This is a genomic window from Ruegeria sp. C10, assembly GCF_056537805.1.
In genome coordinates, this window is sequence record NZ_JBQFSC010000001.1 from 1,598,842 (window position 1) to 1,617,064 (window position 18,223).

General features: G+C 60.5%; 17 protein-coding genes. 16 read left to right on the forward strand and 1 reads right to left on the reverse strand.

The window, feature by feature from the left end; translation table 11 throughout:
- The first annotated feature begins 99 nt into the window (after nt 1-99).
- The 16 genes from ftsW to ACR0DE_RS07770 all read left to right on the forward strand — a co-directional run bounded on the left by ftsW (nt 100) and on the right by ACR0DE_RS07770 (nt 16,825).
- The gene (ftsW, locus tag ACR0DE_RS07695) at nt 100-1,263 is read left to right on the forward strand and encodes a putative lipid II flippase FtsW (RefSeq protein WP_170392040.1); all 1,164 of its coding nucleotides are present in this window, start codon (nt 100-102) and stop codon (nt 1,261-1,263) included.
- Nucleotides 1,263-2,360 (forward strand): UDP-N-acetylglucosamine--N-acetylmuramyl-(pentapeptide) pyrophosphoryl-undecaprenol N-acetylglucosamine transferase, encoded by a 1,098-nt coding sequence (locus ACR0DE_RS07700; protein ID WP_480752446.1) that lies wholly within the window; start codon nt 1,263-1,265, stop codon nt 2,358-2,360. The genes ftsW and ACR0DE_RS07700 overlap by 1 nt, the downstream gene beginning before the upstream one ends.
- Nucleotides 2,357-3,763: a UDP-N-acetylmuramate--L-alanine ligase gene (gene murC, locus ACR0DE_RS07705; protein ID WP_480752447.1), complete on the forward strand. Its 1,407-nt coding sequence runs from the start codon at nt 2,357-2,359 to the stop codon at nt 3,761-3,763. Before ACR0DE_RS07700 ends, murC begins: the two co-directional genes overlap by 4 nt.
- Before the next feature lie 4 nt (nt 3,764-3,767).
- A complete protein-coding gene (locus tag ACR0DE_RS07710) occupies nt 3,768-4,016 on the forward strand; it encodes a DUF2484 family protein (protein WP_480752448.1) in 249 nt (82 codons plus the stop codon).
- Nucleotides 4,013-4,279 (forward strand): DUF2484 family protein, encoded by a 267-nt coding sequence (locus ACR0DE_RS07715; protein WP_170392032.1) that lies wholly within the window; start codon nt 4,013-4,015, stop codon nt 4,277-4,279. The genes ACR0DE_RS07710 and ACR0DE_RS07715 overlap by 4 nt, the downstream gene beginning before the upstream one ends.
- Nucleotides 4,280-4,302: 23 nt before the next feature.
- Nucleotides 4,303-4,596 carry a hypothetical protein gene (locus tag ACR0DE_RS07720; RefSeq protein ID WP_170401372.1) on the forward strand — a complete coding sequence of 98 codons (294 nt, stop codon included), beginning with the start codon at nt 4,303-4,305 and terminating at the stop codon, nt 4,594-4,596.
- Nucleotides 4,593-5,519 carry a UDP-N-acetylmuramate dehydrogenase gene (murB, locus tag ACR0DE_RS07725; RefSeq protein ID WP_170563760.1) on the forward strand — a complete coding sequence of 309 codons (927 nt, stop codon included), beginning with the start codon at nt 4,593-4,595 and terminating at the stop codon, nt 5,517-5,519. Before ACR0DE_RS07720 ends, murB begins: the two co-directional genes overlap by 4 nt.
- 108 nt (nt 5,520-5,627) lie before the next feature.
- Nucleotides 5,628-6,545, forward strand: a complete 918-nt coding sequence (locus tag ACR0DE_RS07730; protein ID WP_480752449.1) for a D-alanine--D-alanine ligase — start codon at nt 5,628-5,630, stop codon at nt 6,543-6,545.
- Nucleotides 6,533-7,537, forward strand: coding sequence for a cell division protein FtsQ/DivIB (locus ACR0DE_RS07735; protein ID WP_480752450.1), 1,005 nt, complete (start codon nt 6,533-6,535; stop codon nt 7,535-7,537). Before ACR0DE_RS07730 ends, ACR0DE_RS07735 begins: the two co-directional genes overlap by 13 nt.
- An 8-nt stretch (nt 7,538-7,545) precedes the next feature.
- Complete coding sequence (ftsA, locus tag ACR0DE_RS07740; protein ID WP_170392023.1) at nt 7,546-8,880, forward strand: cell division protein FtsA; 1,335 nt, start codon at nt 7,546-7,548, stop codon at nt 8,878-8,880.
- Nucleotides 8,867-9,286 (forward strand): hypothetical protein, encoded by a 420-nt coding sequence (locus ACR0DE_RS07745; protein WP_480752451.1) that lies wholly within the window; start codon nt 8,867-8,869, stop codon nt 9,284-9,286. The genes ftsA and ACR0DE_RS07745 overlap by 14 nt, the downstream gene beginning before the upstream one ends.
- A gap of 348 nt (nt 9,287-9,634) precedes the next feature.
- Nucleotides 9,635-11,236, forward strand: a complete 1,602-nt coding sequence (gene ftsZ, locus ACR0DE_RS07750) for a cell division protein FtsZ (RefSeq protein WP_480752452.1) — start codon at nt 9,635-9,637, stop codon at nt 11,234-11,236.
- Between the two features lie 214 nt (nt 11,237-11,450).
- Entirely contained in the window at nt 11,451-12,371 is a 921-nt protein-coding gene (lpxC, locus tag ACR0DE_RS07755) for a UDP-3-O-acyl-N-acetylglucosamine deacetylase (protein WP_170401357.1), read from the forward strand.
- Nucleotides 12,372-12,497: 126 nt separating this feature from the next.
- The gene (locus ACR0DE_RS07760) at nt 12,498-13,361 is read left to right on the forward strand and encodes an outer membrane protein assembly factor BamD (RefSeq protein WP_170392015.1); all 864 of its coding nucleotides are present in this window, start codon (nt 12,498-12,500) and stop codon (nt 13,359-13,361) included.
- Nucleotides 13,362-13,397: 36 nt separating this feature from the next.
- Nucleotides 13,398-15,047, forward strand: a complete 1,650-nt coding sequence (gene recN / locus ACR0DE_RS07765) for a DNA repair protein RecN (RefSeq protein ID WP_480752453.1) — start codon at nt 13,398-13,400, stop codon at nt 15,045-15,047.
- 92 nt (nt 15,048-15,139) lie between these two features.
- The gene (locus ACR0DE_RS07770; RefSeq protein ID WP_170392011.1) at nt 15,140-16,825 is read left to right on the forward strand and encodes a chloride channel protein; all 1,686 of its coding nucleotides are present in this window, start codon (nt 15,140-15,142) and stop codon (nt 16,823-16,825) included.
- Here ACR0DE_RS07770 and ACR0DE_RS07775 read toward each other — a convergent pair whose 3' ends face one another.
- Nucleotides 16,826-18,196: a DUF3179 domain-containing protein gene (locus ACR0DE_RS07775; protein ID WP_480752454.1), complete on the reverse strand. Its 1,371-nt coding sequence runs from the start codon at nt 18,194-18,196 to the stop codon at nt 16,826-16,828.
- Nucleotides 18,197-18,223 lie beyond the last annotated feature (27 nt).

The following is an 18,223-nucleotide window of genomic DNA, read 5'->3' on the forward strand; positions in this document are numbered from 1 at the left end:
CTGCCTGTCATTCTGCTAGCCCAAATGTAAAAATCCCTGTAGACTCTCAATCAGATCCCGAAAACGGGACGTTAACGAGGCAGATAGTGGCGGTATCTCATGACTGAGATGGTGTATGGCGCGGTCCAGGACCAGCGCGGAGAACCGATTCTTCCGAAGTGGTGGCGAACGATTGATCGCTGGACGATGTCCTGCGTTCTGATCCTGTTTGTCATCGGGCTTTTGCTTGGGCTGGCCTCGTCGCCGCCACTGGCGGGGCGTAACGGGTTCGATCCTTTCCACTATGTAGAACGTCAGGCGATCTTTGGCGGGCTGGCGCTGGTCGCGATGCTGCTGACCTCAATGATGTCGCCGACACTGGTGCGGCGGCTGGCGATTCTGGGCTTTCTGGCCTCGTTCGTGGCGCTGGCCTTCCTGCCGGTCTTCGGTACAGACTTTGGCAAAGGCGCGGTGCGCTGGTATTCGCTGGGTTTTGCCTCGTTGCAGCCATCCGAGTTCCTCAAGCCCGGTTTTGTCGTGGTGGCCGCATGGCTGCTGGCCGCATCACAGGAAATCAATGGCCCGCCGGGGCGGTTGTGGTCCTTTGCACTGTGTATGTCCATCGTGGCAATGCTGGTGATGCAGCCCGATTTCGGGCAGGCCTGCCTGATCCTTTTTGGTTGGGGTGTGATGTATTTTGTCGCCGGAGCCCCGATGCTATTGCTGGTCGGCATGGCCGGGGCGGTCGTTCTGGGCGGCATGTTTGCCTATTCCAATTCCGAGCACTTTGCCCGTCGTATCGATGGTTTCCTTAATCAGGAACTCGATCCGACCACCCAGCTTGGGTATGCCACCAATGCTATCCGCGAAGGCGGTCTGTTCGGCGTCGGCGTGGGTGAGGGGCAGGTCAAGTGGTCTCTGCCTGATGCGCATACGGATTTCATCATCGCGGTCGCGGCCGAAGAATACGGGCTGATTCTGGTGCTGATTATCATCGCGCTGTACTCGCTGATCGTTGTGCGTTCGCTGCTGCGGCTGATGCGCGAACGCGACATGTTCATCCGTCTGGCTGGCACTGGTCTGGCCTGCATGTTTGGCGTGCAGGCTATGATCAACATGGGCGTCGCCGTGCGTCTTCTGCCCGCCAAGGGCATGACGCTGCCGTTTGTCAGTTATGGCGGATCGTCTCTGATTGCTGGCGGCATCGCGGTTGGCATGTTGCTGGCCTTCACCCGAACCCGCCCGCAGGGCGAGCTGGGCGACATTCTGCGTGGACGAGGCTGATGGGCAAACCTTATCTACTAGTCGCAGCAGGTGGCACCGGGGGCCACATGTTCCCCGCGCAGGCGTTGGCCGAGGCGATGCTACAGAAAGGCTGGCGTGTGCGCCTGTCCACCGACCCGCGCGGAGCGCGCTATACCGGCGCGTTCCCCGCAGACGTCGAGATTGTCGAGGCATCCTCGGCCACCTTCGCCCGAGGCGGATTAGCGGCCAAGATGTTGGTTGGACCCAAGATTGCTGCTGGAGTCACTAGCATGGCTGCGCAGATGATGCGTGACAAGCCGGATGTGTTGGTGGGCTTTGGCGGCTATCCGTCGATACCGGCGCTGGGCGCGGCCATCCTGCTGAAGCTGCCGCGTATGATCCATGAACAAAATGGCGTTCTGGGCCGGGTAAACCAACTGTTTGCCACGCGTGTGGCTCAAGTGGCCTGTGGTGTCTGGCCCACCGATCTGCCTGAAGGGTCCAAGGGCATACACACTGGTAACCCGGTTCGCGCCTCCGTTCTTGAACGCGCTGCTGCCCCCTATATCCCGCCTGGGGAGTACCCGATGTCCGTCCTGGTGATGGGCGGCTCACAGGGCGCACGTATCCTCAGTGACGTGGTGCCGGGGGCCATCGCTGCGCTGCCTGAATATCTGCGCGGGTACATCCGCGTCTCGCATCAGGCCCGCGATGAGGATGGTGAACGGGTCAGGGCCTTTTACGCCGATCACGGCATACGCGCCGATGTACAGCCTTTCTTTGATGACGTACCTCGCCGCATGTCCGACGCGCAGCTGGTTGTCAGCCGGTCGGGTGCCTCCAGTATTGCCGACATTTCCGTGATTGGCCGTCCGTCGATTTTGATCCCGCTTGCCACGGCTGCCGGAGATCATCAAACAGCCAACGCGCGTGGGTTGGTTCAGGCAGGTGGGGCGATCATGATCCCCGAAAACGCCCTTGACGTTCCCGCGCTGACACAGCAAATGACCACGGTTCTCACCAACCCCGAAGCCGCACAGCAAATGGCCCATGCCGCGCTATCGGTCGGGGCACCGGACGCCACCGAGCGTCTGGTCGCCCTTGTCGAGCAACTGGCGCAGAAGGAGACCTCATGAATCCAGCAACCAAACTGCCGCAGGACGTTGGACCGATCCACTTCGTGGGCATCGGTGGGATCGGGATGTCGGGTATCGCAGAGGTGCTTTTGAATCTTGGCTACCGTGTACAAGGTTCGGACCTGAAAACCTCGAAGATTACTGACCGGCTGGCTGGGCTGGGTGCTGAGATTTTCGAAGGCCAGCGTTCCGAGAACTTGCAGAACGCCGCCGTGGTCGTGGTCTCAACTGCGATCAAACCGGGGAACCCGGAACTGGACGAGGCACGCGCGCAGGGCCTGCCCGTCGTCCGTCGCGCCGACATGCTGGCGGAACTCATGCGCCTGCGCTCGAACATTGCCATCGCCGGAACTCACGGTAAGACCACAACAACCACTATGATGGCGGAACTAATGGTCGCGGGCGATTTCGACCCCACTGTCATCAATGGCGGCATCATCCACGCCTATGGCAGCAACGCCCGCATGGGGCAGGGTGAATGGATGGTGGTTGAAGCGGATGAGAGCGACGGCTCATTCAATCGCCTACCTGCAACCATAGCCATCGTCACCAATATCGACCCTGAACACATGGAGCATTGGGGCGATTTCGATAAGCTGCGGGACGGGTTTTACGAGTTCGTCTCGAACCTGCCGTTTTATGGCCTGGCCGTCTGCTGCACAGATCATGCCGAGGTGCAGGCTCTGGTCGGTCGCATCTCGGACCGTCGTGTGCGCACCTATGGATTCAACGCACAGGCCGATGTGCGGGCCGAAAACCTAACCTATAAGGGTGGCGTCGCCCATTTCGACATCCACCTACGCCATGAAGACAAGGTGATCGAAGGCTGCACCTTGCCAATGCCCGGCGACCACAATGTCTCTAACGCGCTGAGCGCCGTGGCCGTGGCCCGTCATCTGGGCATGAAGGCCAGTGAAATCCGCGACGCGCTGGCCAATTTCGGCGGCGTCAACCGCCGTTTCACGAAGGTTGGAGAAATTGACGGCGTCACTATCATCGACGATTACGGCCACCATCCGGTCGAAATCGCCGCCGTTCTCAAGGCCGCACGTCAGGCCACCGAGGGCCGCGTCATCGCCGTCCACCAGCCTCACCGCTATTCCCGCCTGTCCGACCTGTTCGACGATTTCTGCACCTGCTTCAACGACGCCGACGTGGTCGCTATCGCGGAGGTCTTTGCTGCAGGCGAAGATCCGATCGAAGGTGCCAGCCGTGACGATCTTGTGCAGGGCCTGATCCGCCACGGCCACCGCCACGCGCGCGCGATCTTGAACGAAGAAGACCTGGCCCGCCTTGTCCGTGAACAGGCCCGCCCGGGCGATATGGTTGTCTGCCTCGGCGCAGGTACGATCAGTACCTGGGCCAACGGTTTGCCTGACCGGTTAATCGCCAAAGCGAGCTAACCTCGTGGCGCTATCGCTCATACTCGCCTGCGTCTGGGTCTTCGCTTCCACCATTGTGGCGATGCTGCCGATGCACCTGCAATTCGCACCGGGTGTTGTACTGTTTGCCAGCGCGCCTGCTCTGATTCTGTGGCTGAGTTTAGACTATGGCTGGTTCGTCGGAGTCCTGGCTGCTGGCGGTTTTGTTTCGATGTACCGCAACCCGATCCGCTACTACTGGCGCAAGTGGACGGGTAAAGAGGTGTCGGAATGAACTGGTCGATTGCGCTTGCCGGTCTGTGGGGTGTTGTCGCCAACGTGTTGGCGATGTTGCCCAGCAAGGACAACCATTGGCGGCGCGCCTATTTCCTGATCGCCGTTGGCGTCCCTATCCTAGGCTATGTCACCTATGAAAATGGTCCATGGATCGGGCTGCTGGTTCTGGCGGCAGGTATGTCAGTACTGCGCTGGCCGGTGATTTACCTCACCCGTTGGACAAAGGCGAAAATGCAGGGCATGAAGGCGGCGAACAAGTAACTGGCCATTTTCAGGAGGCCCCCATGGTCGACATCGCCACTTTCGCCTATTTGCCGCTGATTACCCTGATCCTCGGGACGCTTGCGGGTTTTGTCGCCGCGCGCTGGATCGGCCTCAAGGCACTGCTGTGGCTGATCGGGCTGACCTCGGCCCTTGGTCTGGTACTGATCATAGTGCTGGCCGGTGTCGGGACAGGAGAAGAAGAACAGGCGTTCGGACCCTTCGTCTGGCTGACCGGTGCGGTCCTGCCCTTCCTGTTTGCGGTGATCATGGGTGGAGTAGGCGGGCGCAGCCTTGCATCGCGGGAAGGCGCATGAGCGAACTGCCCGACGTCCGTGGCCGCTTGTCCGCGGCGCGCTCTCTTTCCGAACTCACCTGGCTGCGCGTCGGCGGACCTGCGGATTATCTGTTTCAACCCGCCGATACCCAAGACCTTCAGTCGTTTCTGCGTGATCTGCCTGCGGATGTTCCCATCTTTCCTATGGGTGTCGGATCCAATCTGATCGTCCGTGATGGTGGTCTGCGGGCGGTGGTGATCCGATTGGGGCGCGGGTTCAATGGTATCTCGGTCGACGGCAATACCGTCAGCGCGGGTGCCGCCGCGCTGGATGCGCATGTGGCGCGTAAAGCAGCGGATGGAGGTGTGGACCTGACTTTCCTGCGCACGATACCAGGCTCGATCGGCGGGGCCGTGCGCATGAACGCGGGCTGTTACGGCAGCTATACGGCGGATGTGCTGCAAAAGGCTACCGTGGTCACCCGCGCCGGAGAGATCGTGGACCTGACCCCGCAAGACCTCAGCTTCCGCTATCGCCAGTCCGACCTGCCCGAAGGCGCGGTGCTGATCTCGGCGACGTTTCAAGGCCCCTCGGGCGATCCAGCTGAGCTGCACGCTCGCATGGAGGCGCAGCTAAAAAAGCGCGACGAAACTCAACCCACCAAGGACCGCAGCGCCGGGTCTACCTTCCGTAATCCAGCCGGGTTCTCGTCGACTGGGCGAGCGGACGATGTGCATGACCTCAAGGCGTGGAAAGTGATCGATGACGCGGGTATGCGCGGGGCCACAAAAGGTGGCGCGCAGATGAGTCCCAAACACTCGAATTTCATGATCAATACAGGCGACGCCACCGCCGCAGACCTCGAAGGTCTGGGCGAAGAGGTGCGAAAAAAGGTTTACGAAACAAGCGGCATCACGCTAGAGTGGGAAATCATGCGGGTCGGTGATCCGCTGGAAGAATAAAGCCCCGACCGTCAGACCATAACAGGCAAATTAGGACGACGGATCAAAGGCATAAACGCAGTACGGACCACCACATAAGGTCCGGGGACATTGAGGCGCACATTGGGTATGTCGAGCAGGACAAACCCCAAAGTGGCGGTGTTGATGGGCGGCCCCTCGGCGGAACGCGAGGTGTCTCTCAGCTCTGGGCGCGAATGCGCAGCCGCCCTTGTGGGAGAAGGCTTTGAAGTGGTCGAACTGGACGCAGGTCCGGACCTTGCTGCGCGCCTTACCGATATCCAACCCGATGTGGTGTTCAACGCCCTGCATGGACGCTGGGGCGAGGATGGCTGTGTGCAGGGGCTACTGGAATGGATGCGCATTCCTTACACGCATTCCGGTGTGCTGGCTTCGGCCCTTGCAATGGACAAGCAACGCAGCAAAGAGGTCTACGCCGCCGAAGGATTACCCATCGTACCCAGCCTGATCGTTCCCAAGGTCGAGGTGGTCGAGGTCCATGTGATGGAGCCGCCCTATGTGGCCAAGCCCAACAACGAAGGTTCCAGCGTCGGCATCTATATCGTGCATGAAAATGCCAACGGCCCGCCGCAACTGGACGAGGCGATGCCTGATCAGGTGATGGTCGAGAAATACGTCGCGGGCCGTGAACTGACCGTGACCGTGATGGGCGATCGCGCCCTGACGGTGACCGAGATCATGACCGATGGCGGTTGGTACGATTATGATGCCAAGTACAAGCCCGGCGGCTCGTGGCATGTGCTGCCCGCCGAGATCCCGCAGGATATCTTTGACCGCTGCATGGACTATGCGGTTAAGGCGCATAATGCGCTGGGGTGTCGCGGCGTGTCCCGCACCGATTACCGCTGGGATGACAGCAAGGGTGCCGACGGGTTGTTTCTGCTGGAAACCAACACCCAGCCTGGCATGACGCCGACTTCGCTGGTACCCGAACAGGCCGAGCATCTTGGCATCAGTTTCGGCCAGCTCTGCGCCTGGATGGTGGAGGACGCCTCATGCGACCGCTGACCGCCACCCGCGCGCCGGTGATTCACCGGACCAAACCGTTGGCGGGGCCGGATGCCGATTTCACCGCCGCGCCAAGGCCCGAGCCCAAAACCGAACCTAAGCTGCATTTGCGCGGGGCGCGTCTTTTTGGCCGCGCGCGCAACGTGGACCCCGCGCCCTCGCGCCTCAGCTACCGCTTTCAGCGCTGGATGCTCACCCCCGGCATCCGGCGCGGGCTAAAAATTGGCCTGCCGGTTCTGACCGTCGTTGGTTTGGTGGGTGGCTTCTTTGCCGCCGAAGAACGTCGTGAGGCGGTCAGCACCTATATCGCCGACATCAAGACCTCGATCCAGGAGCGCCCCGAATTCATGGTCAACCTGATGGCCATCGACGGGGCAGGAACCGCACTGTCTGAGGATATCCGCGAGATCGTGCCGCTCGATTTCCCGCTCAGTTCGTGGGATCTGGATGTGGAGTTGATCCGCGACACCATCACCGGGCTTGACCCGGTGAAATCGGCAACCGTACGCATACGCCCTGGCGGGATTCTTCAGGTTGACGTGGTCGAACGCCAGCCGGTCATCGTCTGGCGCACCCGAGACGGGATCGAGCTATTGGATGAAACCGGAGCCCATGTTGACCGTATTTCAGCACGCGCCGAACACGCAGCCCTGCCACTGATCGCAGGGAAGGGCGCGAACAAACATGTCCCCGAGGCGCTGCAAATCCTGACCGCTGCCCGCAGCTTGGGCGACCGCGTTCGCGGTTTGGTGCGCGTTGGCGAACGGCGCTGGGATCTGGTGCTGGATCGCAACCAGCGCATCATGTTGCCGACCGAACGTCCGGCGCGCGCGCTGGAACGTGTGTTGGCGGTGAACGAGGTTCAGGACCTTCTGGAACGTGACGTGGCCGTGGTCGACATGCGACTGGGGCAGCGACCGACCATCCGAATGAACAAAACGGCCAGCGAAGACTGGTGGAACACAAAAGTAGATGTGAGTAGCGGGCAGTAACGACCATGATGACCGATCTTTATCAGTCCCAACGCGCCATGCGGCAGATGCGCCGACAGGCAATGCAACGCGGCGTCGTCGCCATTCTGGATGTGGGCAGCTCCAAAATCGCTTGCCTTGTATTGCGCTTCGACGGGACGGGGCGGTTGTCCGAGGATAACTCGATCGGCTCGATGGCCGGACAAACCGGTTTCCGGGTCATTGGCGCTGCGACCACCCGTTCGCGCGGGGTGCAGTTCGGCGAGGTTACCGCGATGCAGGAAACCGAGCGCGCCATCCGCACCGCGCTGCAGGCGGCGCAGAAGATGGCCGATATCCGCGTCGATCACGTGATTGCATCCTTCTCAGGGGCGAACCCGCGTTCCTACGGGCTGGATGCGCAGGTTGATCTGGAAGGCCAATTGGTTACCGAAGCCGAGGTCGGTCGTGTCCTGAACGCCTGCGACGTGCCCGATTACGGCGAAGGGCGCGAGGTACTGCATGCGCAACCGGTGAATTTCGCGCTCGACAACCGCTCGGGACTAATCGATCCGCGTGGGCAGTTGGGGCAGAGCCTTGCAGTGGATATGCACATGCTAACCGTCGATGCGGTGGCGATCCAGAACATCGTCCGCTGTATCAAGCGCTGCGATCTGGAGCTGGCGGGGATTGCGAACTCGGCCTATGTCTCGGGCATTTCCGCATTGGTCGAGGACGAACAGGAGTTGGGCGCGGCCTGTATCGATCTGGGCGGCGGCACCACCAGCATCTCGATCTTCATGAAGAAACACATGATCTATGCCGATTGCGTGCGCATGGGCGGGGATCACGTGACCAGCGACATTTCGATGGGCCTCGGCGTGCCCGCAGCGGTGGCCGAACGGATCAAGACCTTTAACGGCGGCGTTCACGCGACCGGAGCCGATGATCGCGACCTGATCGACATCGGTGGCGATACTGGCGATTGGGAGCATGACCGCCGTACCGTCAGCCGTGCCGAGTTGATCGGCATCATGCGCCCCCGCGTCGAGGAGATCCTCGAAGAGGTGCGTACTCGTCTGGACGCTGCCGGTTTCGACCACCTGCCAAGCCAGCAGATCGTTCTGACTGGTGGTGGCAGCCAGATCATGGGGCTAGACGGGCTTGCCAGCCGGATTCTGGGTCAGCGTGTTCGTTTGGGCCGCCCGCTGCGTGTTCATGGCCTGCCGCAATCCGCGACCGGGCCCGGTTTTTCTTCGGCAGTGGGGCTTAGCCTGTTTGCGGCGCATCCTCAGGACGAATGGTGGGATTTTGAGATCCCGGTCGACACCTATGCCGCGCGCCCGTTCAAGCGCGCCGTGCGCTGGTTCCGTGACAATTGGTAATGCCCTGCGTGGTGCAGCCGTTGGCGCGGCCCTTGGGCCCGCTGCGGCCCCGGCTCAAACCCTGATTACGCCAGAGGCGTTTCTGAGCGCCGTCGTTGGCAAAACGATCACCTTCCATGAAATCCGAAGCGGTATGTTGGTCGGAACTGAGGAATTTCTCAGCCCGACTCTCTCGGTCTGGCGGATGGAGGGGCGGGGCTGTGTCTATGGCCAGATCACCACGCCAAATGGCCAGATCTGTTTTCTGTACGATGATGCGCCCGATGGCCTGCCAGTCTGCTGGTGGCCCTACCTGTACAATGACCGGTTGATGGTGCGGCTGGCGCGCTTCGTCGGCAGCGAAATGCAAGAGGTCCGTAGCATCTCTGAAGATGGCCTGAATTGCTCAAGTGCCCCGGTAGGCTAAAGAAATCAGTTGCGGCAACTGCCAAATTGCCGCAAAATAAGGTTCAAGGCCCGGCAGAGGCCCAGCGGCAGGACATTGAGCAGTTTTCCGCGACCAAACGAGTGACTATGAGTTTTCGCATCCCCTCAAGGCGGGTGGGGTCTTTCCGTGTGTAGTGGCGCATGAGCCTTTCGCCGCAACATGTCGCGGTGACAGCGAAATGCCGCTGTTTGCTGCCTTATTTCCTCCATATTTTGTGGATTCGTGCGATTTTTCTGGTGACGTTTCCGAAATGACACAGTAAAATCGACTGTGGATAGGTCAGAAAAACCGCATTTTGCGGCAACATAAAAAACAGGCGGACAGAGCATGACATTAAATCTTTCGATGCCCGGGCACGACGAACTCAAGCCTCGGATTACCGTATTTGGCGTTGGCGGCGCTGGGGGCAATGCTGTCGACAACATGATTGAAAAACAGTTGGACGGCGTAGAATTTGTCGTCGCCAACACAGACGCACAGGCGCTGCAGCAAAGCCGTTCGTCGGCGCGGGTGCAGCTGGGCGTCAAAGTCACCGAAGGGTTAGGTGCAGGTGCGCGTCCGACCGTGGGTGCTGCAGCAGCTGAAGAAAGCATCGAGCAGATCGTGGATCATCTGGCGGGTGCGCATATGTGCTTTATCACCGCCGGCATGGGTGGCGGCACAGGCACCGGCGCAGCCCCGATCATCGCGCAGGCAGCGCGGGAGCTGGGTGTCCTGACCGTTGGCGTTGTCACCAAGCCCTTCCAGTTCGAAGGCGCCAAGCGTATGCGTCAGGCCGAAGACGGCGTTGATGCGCTGCAGAAAGTCGTTGACACGCTGATCATCATTCCGAACCAGAACCTGTTCCGTCTGGCCAACGAAAAGACAACGTTTACCGAGGCGTTCTCGATGGCCGACGATGTCCTGTATCAGGGCGTCAAAGGCGTAACCGACCTGATGGTGCGACCGGGTCTGATCAACCTCGACTTCGCCGACGTTCGTGCCGTGATGGACGAGATGGGCAAGGCGATGATGGGCACAGGCGAAGCGACCGGTGAAGATCGCGCCATTCAGGCAGCCGAGAAGGCCATTGCCAACCCGCTGTTGGACGAAATCAGCCTCAAGGGTGCCAAGGGTGTGCTAATCAACATCACCGGTGCGCACGATCTGACCTTGTTCGAACTGGACGAGGCCGCCAACCGCATCCGCGAGGAAGTGGACCCGGAGGCCAATATCATTGTCGGTTCGACCCTGGACACCGAAATGGAAGGCGGCATGCGCGTTTCAGTCGTTGCCACCGGTATCGATGCCAGCGAGAAAACCGAAGATGTACCGGTCGCCCGCCGTTCGATGTCGGCTCCGCTGACACGCACGGTTTCGGCAGAAGACTCCACGCCTGAACAAATCGCTGCAGATGAGGCCCCGGCTGAGGACAACATTGCGCCCACGCTCTTCGAGTCCATCGAAGATGTCGAGTTCAATGAAGGCTGGCAAGACGAACAACCCGCTGCCGAGCAGGACGATGACGGGCTGCCTCCGCCCGCCTATCAGCCTCAGGTGGCGCAGTTCGAACAGCAACCCGAAGTCGAAGAGACAGTCGACTCCTACGACGCACCGCGTGCCCAGACCCCCGGTACACCGTCTCCGGAAGCGATGCAGCGGTTGCAGGCCGCAGTTCAGAAAGTACCTTCGAACCGGCTGCGTCCGACGCCTGAGGCACCTCGCGAACCGGCCCCTCAGCCGCAGCAAGCGACCGAGGATCGCCCGCGTTTTGGCTTCAACCGATTGATTGACCGGATGACCGGCCATGCGGCCGATACGCCCGCTCAACCGGTACGCCAACAGCCTGTGATGCGGTCGGTTGACGCAACGGCACCTGTTCAGGATGAAGCCGATCCTGATCAGGAGCGCATCGAAATTCCCGCCTTCCTACGGCGTCAGGCCAACTGATCGCGGTAACAAAATCATCCCGAAGGGCCGCCATCGCGCGGCCCTTTTTTGTGGAAACACAAAGTGTTGAGCTGGTGTAAGCAGGGATTTGCCGATGTGTCACATTCATGTTTCATTCGGTTGCAAAAGGTGAGTTGAGCCTTAACGCCCGCTTCCTTAGTTGAGGGTGCAACACAGCCCCTGATAGGCTGGACACAACTCACCGAGGCTCACATTGCAACATACGCTCAAATCTTCAGTCACGTTTGTGGGCACTGGGCTGCATAGCGGCAAGCCTGCGACGATGGTTCTGAAGCCTGCAGCGGCAGGTCATGGAATCTGGTTCAAACGGACTGATATCGAGCTGGGCAATGCGTTGATCCCCGCAATCTATGACGTTGTTGAGCGGACGCCTCTTTGCACACGATTGGTTAACGATGCGAATGTGTCGGTATCGACTGTGGAACACATCATGGCGGCACTTGCCGGATGTGGTGTGCATAATGCACTGATTGAAATCGATGGTCCCGAAGTCCCGATCATGGATGGCTCGTCCGTGGCCTTTGTTCAGGGCATCATGGCCAAAGGCGTTCGCCGTCAGGCTAGTCCGGTACTAGCTTATGAGGTGCTTAAGCCCGTCTCTGTTGAACGAGAGGGCGCAAAGGCATCGATCGCGCCTGCGGAAGGTCTGGAGATCGAGTTTCACATCGATTTCGAAGATGACGCCATTGGAAGCCAGACAAAGGTTTTGGACATGCGCAATGGTTCGTTTGCGCGTGAACTCTGCGACAGTCGCACGTTTTGCCGCCGCACAGATGTCGAAGCGATGCGTGAAAACGGATTGGCCTTGGGCGGCACATTGGACAATGCCGTAGTCGTACAGGGCGACGAAGTCCTGACCCCGGGTGGCTTCCGTCACACGGATGAAGCGGTGCGCCACAAAATGCTGGACGCTCTGGGTGATCTCTATCTTGCAGGCGGTCCGATTCTGGGGCGCTTTGTCGGCGAGAAGTCGGGGCATTCGATGACCAACACATTGCTGCGCAAACTGTTCGAAACACCGGGCGCTGTGCGACCCATCCTTTGTACCCCTGAACAAGCCGCGCGTCTGCCCGGCCAGGGCCTTGTGCGAAGCGAAATCCCGCAGGTTGCGTGATCTGATCAACTCTGACGACATTTGCGCCATGAGGGTGGATAAGGCGTTTTGCACTGGAATTTTATGTGCTAGACCGAGGCCCGATCAGGGGTAATTCCCGCTAAGTAGACGACAAGGATGGGCGGAATGGTTGGCAGCAAAGCGGCAGTCAGAATCGCAGGTGCGCTTCTTCTGGCAGCAACTTTGACGGCATGTGGCAATGCCGGAGGTCTGTTTGGTAACCGTGGGGCAGACCGCAGCCAAAACCTCGAAGGTTTCACGCCTGAACAGATTTACACCCGCGGTGAATACGAGCTGTCGCAGAATCGCTCGGACGACGCGGCTTGGTATTTCTCTGAAGTAGAGCGGCTTTATCCTTATTCCGATTGGGCGAAACGTGCGCTGATCATGCAGGCGTTCTCATTCCATTCGGACCAGAACTATGAAGAAAGCCGCGCCGCCGCGCAGCGATATATCGATTTCTATCCCACTGACGAAGACGCCGCCTATGCCCAGTATCTTCTGGCGCTCAGCTACTATGATCAGATCGACGAAGTTGGCCGTGATCAGGGGCTGACCTTTCAGGCACTGCAGGCCCTGCGCACGGTGATCGAAGTCTACCCAGACAGTGAGTATGCCACATCTGCCGTACTGAAGTTCGACCTTGCCTTCGACCATCTGGCTGGCAAAGAGATGGAGATCGGGCGCTATTATCTGCGTCAGGATCACTTCACTGCGGCGATCAACCGATTCCGCGTGGTGGTCGAAGATTTTCAGACCACATCTCATACCGCCGAGGCGCTCTATCGCCTGATCGAGGCGTATCTGGCGCTGGGACTGGTGGACGAGGCGCAGACCGCGGGTGCGATTCTGGGTTACAACTATCAGTCCTCGGAATGGTACGACGCGGGGTACACGTTGCTGACGTCGCGTGGTCTCGATCTAAAGAGCCGAGGTAACAATTGGCTCAGCACGATCTATCGCCAGACCGTCAAGGGTGAGTGGTTGTAACGGCCATGGCTAAAGGCTTGGGACGCTAAAGACCCGATGCTGCGCGCCCTTGATATCCGCGACATGCTGATCATCGACCGGCTGGAGTTGACGTTTCAGCCGGGCTTGAATGCTTTGACCGGTGAAACCGGCGCGGGCAAGTCGATCTTGCTGGATTCGCTGGGCTTTGTGCTGGGCTGGCGAGGGCGCGCCGAGCTGGTTCGTCAGGGGGCCGCACAGGGCGAAGTTGTGGCCGAGTTTGAACTGCCTGACGACCACCCTGCCCATTCGATTCTGGCCGAGGCGGGTCTGCCCGGTGGCGAGGAGTTGATCCTGCGCCGCGTCAACACGGCCGAGGGACGTAAGACTGCATGGGTCAATGACCGCCGTTGTTCGGGCGAAGTGTTACGGGCGCTGTCGGATACTCTGATCGAACTGCACGGTCAACATGATGACCGAGGCCTGCTGAACCCACGCGGGCATCGCGCCATGCTGGATGCCTTTGCCGGGGCAGGGGATCAGTTGGCCGCCGTGCGTGCCGCATGGGGCCAGATGTCCATCGCCCGCAAAGCTCTGGCGCAGACTGAGGCAGCGCTGGAGGCTATGCGTGCCGAAGAAGAGTTCCTGCGTCATTCCGTTGCCGAGTTGGATCAGCTTGACCCGCAGCCGGGCGAGGATGCAGATCTCGACGCCCGCCGCCGCATGATGCAAGGGGCCGAGCGGATTCGCGATGACGTGGCCCGTGCCTTTGCCTTGCTGGACGGCGACGGGGCCGAGGGCGCGATGGCCGATGCCGTGCGCTGGCTGGAAGGCGTGTCGGACAATGCGGGTGGCCAGTTGGAAGGCCCCATTGCAGCGCTGGGTCGCGCCCTGATCGAACTGGGCGAGGCGCAGGATGGGGTCAACGCCTGTCTGCAAGCGCTCGATTTTAACCCAGCGGAACTGGAACAGGCCGAGGAACGCCTCTTTGCCATTCGCGCGCTGGCACGGAAACACGATGTGGCCCCCGATGATCTGGGCACCTTCGCCGATACCTTGCGCGACCGCCTGAACCGGCTGGATGCAGGTGACGCCGACCTCAGCAACAAACGCGCTGCTGTGGACGCGGCACAAGCTGCGTATGACAACGCGGCCACCGCACTCGGCGAAACGCGCCGTAAGGCCGCCAGTGCGTTGGACACCGCAGTGATGGCTGAACTCGCGCCCCTGAAAATGGAACGCGCCGTGTTCCGGACCGAGATCACCGCGACCGACGCAGGCCCCGAAGGCACCGACGCGGTGGCCTTCACCGTCGCCACCAACCCGGGGGCGCCGTCAGGGCCGCTCAACAAAATCGCCTCGGGCGGCGAACTCAGCCGCTTTCTGCTGGCGCTTAAGGTCTGCCTAACGGGCGAAGACAGTGCCCGCACGATGATCTTTGACGAGATTGACCGCGGTGTCGGCGGTGCCACGGCGGACGCGGTGGGCCGCCGTCTGGCCGCACTCGCGCAGGGCGGGCAGGTGCTGGTCGTCACTCACTCGCCGCAAGTGGCCGCACGGGCGGCGCATCACTGGCGGGTGCAGAAACAGGTCACCGGCGATCAGACCCTGTCCACCGTGATCCCGCTGGCCGACCCCGACCGCGTCGACGAAATCGCCCGGATGGTCGCAGGCGACACCATTACGGATGAGGCACGTGCCGCTGCCCGTGCCCTATTGGATGCATGACGCGCATTCTGTGAGCATCTTGTCGTGAACCGACTTTTCTAAGGCGCGCGCGTGGCTTACTAAGGGTCAGGCGACCACCCCAACGAGGGCCAATGACCCAATCGACCCGCACCGTGCTGCGCAATCAGCTCAATCAAGCCCTCTCGGCGCTGCGGGATGCATGGCGGGTAATGCTTCATCGTGGCCCCAGCCAGATTCAGTTCTGGTTTATTGCTCTGGTCATCGGGATCGCTGCAGGCTTCATGGCGCTGGGATTCCGGATGGCGATCTCGTCGTTGCAGGCTTATCTCTACAACACCGAAGATATCCTATTCCTGCACAGCCATGCTGAGAAGCTGCATTGGCTCTGGATTTTCCTTACACCTGTGGTCGGCGGGTTGGTCGTCGGGATCATCCTGAACAGGTATACCGATGATGGCCGTGTGCGTTCGGTAGCTGATGTGATCGAGGGTGCGGCCATCACTGATGGACGGGTCGAAAAGAAGGCCGGTATCGCATCTTTTTTCGCTTCGCTGATCACGCTCAGCTCAGGCGGATCCACGGGGCGGGAAGGACCTGTTGTGCATATGGCCGGGGTCATCTCGACTTGGGTCAGCGACCGTATCCACGCCGACGGCATCACCGGGCGCGACCTATTGGGTTGCGCTGTGGCCGCTGCAGTTTCGGCCAGTTTCAACGCCCCCATCGCCGGTGCTTTATTTGCGCTTGAGGTTGTGCTGCGCCACTTCGCCGTTCATGCCTTTGCGCCCATTGTCATCGCCTCGGTCGCGGGGACCGTGATCAACCGGCTGGCTTATGGTGACGTGACCGAATTCACGCTGGATACGCCCGGGTCGTTGCAATTCTATGTCGAGCTGCCCGCCTTCCTGATCCTAGGCCTGATTTGCGGGCTGGTCTCGCTGCTGCTGATGCGATCGATCTTCTTCGCCGAGGATATCGGCACGCATATTCAAAACCGTTTGTCTCTGCCGCGCTGGCTGCGCCCCGGTGTTTCGGGCGCGATGCTCGGCCTGTTGGCGGTCTGGTTTCCGCACATCATCGGCGTGGGATACGAAACCACGATCCGTGCCTTGACCGGGGACCTCGTGCTGACGACCGCGATCCTGTTCGCGGTCATCAAAACCGTCGCAGTGGCGATTACCATGGGCGGTCGCATGGGTGGTGGTGTGTTTTCCCCTTCATTGATGATCGGAGCGCTGACCGGGTTGGCCTTCGGCCTGATCGCCACCGGATTACTGCCAGATGTGTCAGGCACCCATACGCTCTATGCCTTTGCCGGGATGGGCGCGGTGGCTGCCGCGGTGCTGGGCGCACCAATCTCAACCACGCTCATCGTGTTTGAATTGACCGGAGACTGGCAGATCGGCCTCGCCGTGATGGTTTCGGTCTCGATGTCCACTGCGCTGGCCTCGCGCCTTGTGGACCGGTCCTTCTTCCTGACCCAGCTGGAACGACGCAATGTGCACTTGGCCGCCGGGCCGCAGGCGTACCTGCTGGCAATGTTGCGGGCAGGCGCGGTGATGCGCCCGCTGGGGGACGCGCGTTCGATCTCCAAGGAAGACGCGCAGGCATTGATCGAACAAGGCCTATGCGTCAAGGCCAGCGCCACGCTTGAGGCCGCGATGCCATATTTCGACCGCGATGACATCCCTTGCATCCCGGTGGTGATCATCGACAAGGACGGCTGTGAAAACCCCGTTGGCGCGCTCTATCACATCGACGCGCTGAAAGCTTACAACCGCGCGCTGGCCGCCACAGCGGCCGAGGAACATTCTTGATCAGCGTCCGTAAACGCTGGCTGTGTCGCCCAGATAATTGTCCCAGGCAAACCAATACGAGATATGTCCCGCGACGCGCGGCAACTCTGCGCCATCCGGGCCAATCAGTGCCTCTTCGGTGACGCGCCACTTGTTGCCCGTTTCGTCCAGCAGCCCGCCATCGGTGGTCGCGCGGAACTGGCGCGATCCACGCTCGTAGGCGCGCACGCTGCGCTTGTCCGGGTCGCCCATCAGCATCAGTGCCCGCCCGCCAATCGCATCGTTGATCACCGGCTTGCCCTTGAACGCGTCCAACGGCCACGCCCGCGCCGCGCCGAACTGGCGCACGGCGAACACGTAGTCCTTCTGGCGATGCCGACTTTGATCGACCAAGGCCGGGAACATCAGATCGGGTGAGGCAAAATAATCGCGATACACAACGCCCGAGCCATAGTTGCGCCGATGACCGGTGCTGAGCGACAGCACCTGCGTATCTGGATGCGACGCCTTCCAGCTGTCCCAGCGGGTGATCACCACAGGACGCTGCTTCAGCTCGATCCCACTGTTGACCAGCGGTCCGACCACGGGCTTACCTGTGTACTGGTTCCATAACGAATGCGTCTCACGGTCGAACATCAATTTGTTCGACCGATACAGGAACCCGGACGAGCCAAATACAAACGGCTTCCGCCGCCCCTCGACCTGCCTTTCAAACAAAATCCCCGATCCGCACAACGTACAATAGGCCAGTGCTACCGGAACGCCTCCGACCACCTCGTTGAACATCTCGTGCCAGCCCATGATGCGCAGCGGATAAGCGCGTACATCGCCGTTGATCGAGACGCCAAAGACCAGATCGTCGTCTTTCATGTAGTCCGCCCGCGCCGCAGGGATCAGCTTGGGATTGTCCAGCGAAGGGATACCGTCCTTGAGCACACCACCCCAACTGATCTCTTCCAGCCGAATCTTCATGTTGTCGCGTTGCAAATATTCGGGTTTCAGGAACACATCGAAGTTCTGATCGATGCCCAAAAGAACTTCGCGTTTGAACGGTATCAAAGATGGATGAGGTACAATCTGAGCGTTCCGTTCTTGCCATAGCATCCATTCGAACCAGTCTGTGCCGTGGCGCGCGCCGCTCAACGCTTCCATGACTTTGGCAATGTCTCGCTCTCGCCGTCTACCATAGCGCATCGCCGTCAGAAGCGCGGGCACAACGTCCGGGTTGCCGCGCTCGGTCAGGAACGCCATCCCGGCTTCGAAATCGGTCCGACTGCCATACAAAGTTGAACGTACGGCATCGTAGACAGGGTCATCCTGCGCCCAAAGAGCGCGAGGGGCTACAGCGCTTGCCCCCAACAGGCCGACAAAGCTGCGACGTGGAATCGACATGGCATCCTCCGATCGGGTTCATATTCG

Bases quoted from the DNA above. Each gene is read 5' to 3' on its own strand.
- ftsZ (WP_480752452.1), top strand. From the start codon at position 9,635: ATGACATTAAATCTTTCGATGCCCGGGCACGACGAACTCAAGCCTCGG.
- ACR0DE_RS07775 (WP_480752454.1), bottom strand. From the start codon at position 18,196: ATGTCGATTCCACGTCGCAGCTTTGTCGGCCTGTTGGGGGCAAGCGCT.
- ACR0DE_RS07760 (WP_170392015.1), top strand. From the start codon at position 12,498: ATGGTTGGCAGCAAAGCGGCAGTCAGAATCGCAGGTGCGCTTCTTCTG.
- ACR0DE_RS07770 (WP_170392011.1), top strand. From the start codon at position 15,140: ATGACCCAATCGACCCGCACCGTGCTGCGCAATCAGCTCAATCAAGCC.
- ACR0DE_RS07700 (WP_480752446.1), top strand. From the start codon at position 1,263: ATGGGCAAACCTTATCTACTAGTCGCAGCAGGTGGCACCGGGGGCCAC.
- murB (WP_170563760.1), top strand. From the start codon at position 4,593: ATGAGCGAACTGCCCGACGTCCGTGGCCGCTTGTCCGCGGCGCGCTCT.
- ACR0DE_RS07715 (WP_170392032.1), top strand. From the start codon at position 4,013: ATGAACTGGTCGATTGCGCTTGCCGGTCTGTGGGGTGTTGTCGCCAAC.
- ftsA (WP_170392023.1), top strand. From the start codon at position 7,546: ATGACCGATCTTTATCAGTCCCAACGCGCCATGCGGCAGATGCGCCGA.
- recN (WP_480752453.1), top strand. From the start codon at position 13,398: ATGCTGCGCGCCCTTGATATCCGCGACATGCTGATCATCGACCGGCTG.
- ACR0DE_RS07735 (WP_480752450.1), top strand. From the start codon at position 6,533: ATGCGACCGCTGACCGCCACCCGCGCGCCGGTGATTCACCGGACCAAA.
- ACR0DE_RS07730 (WP_480752449.1), top strand. From the start codon at position 5,628: ATGTCGAGCAGGACAAACCCCAAAGTGGCGGTGTTGATGGGCGGCCCC.
- ftsW (WP_170392040.1), top strand. From the start codon at position 100: ATGACTGAGATGGTGTATGGCGCGGTCCAGGACCAGCGCGGAGAACCG.
- ACR0DE_RS07720 (WP_170401372.1), top strand. From the start codon at position 4,303: ATGGTCGACATCGCCACTTTCGCCTATTTGCCGCTGATTACCCTGATC.
- murC (WP_480752447.1), top strand. From the start codon at position 2,357: ATGAATCCAGCAACCAAACTGCCGCAGGACGTTGGACCGATCCACTTC.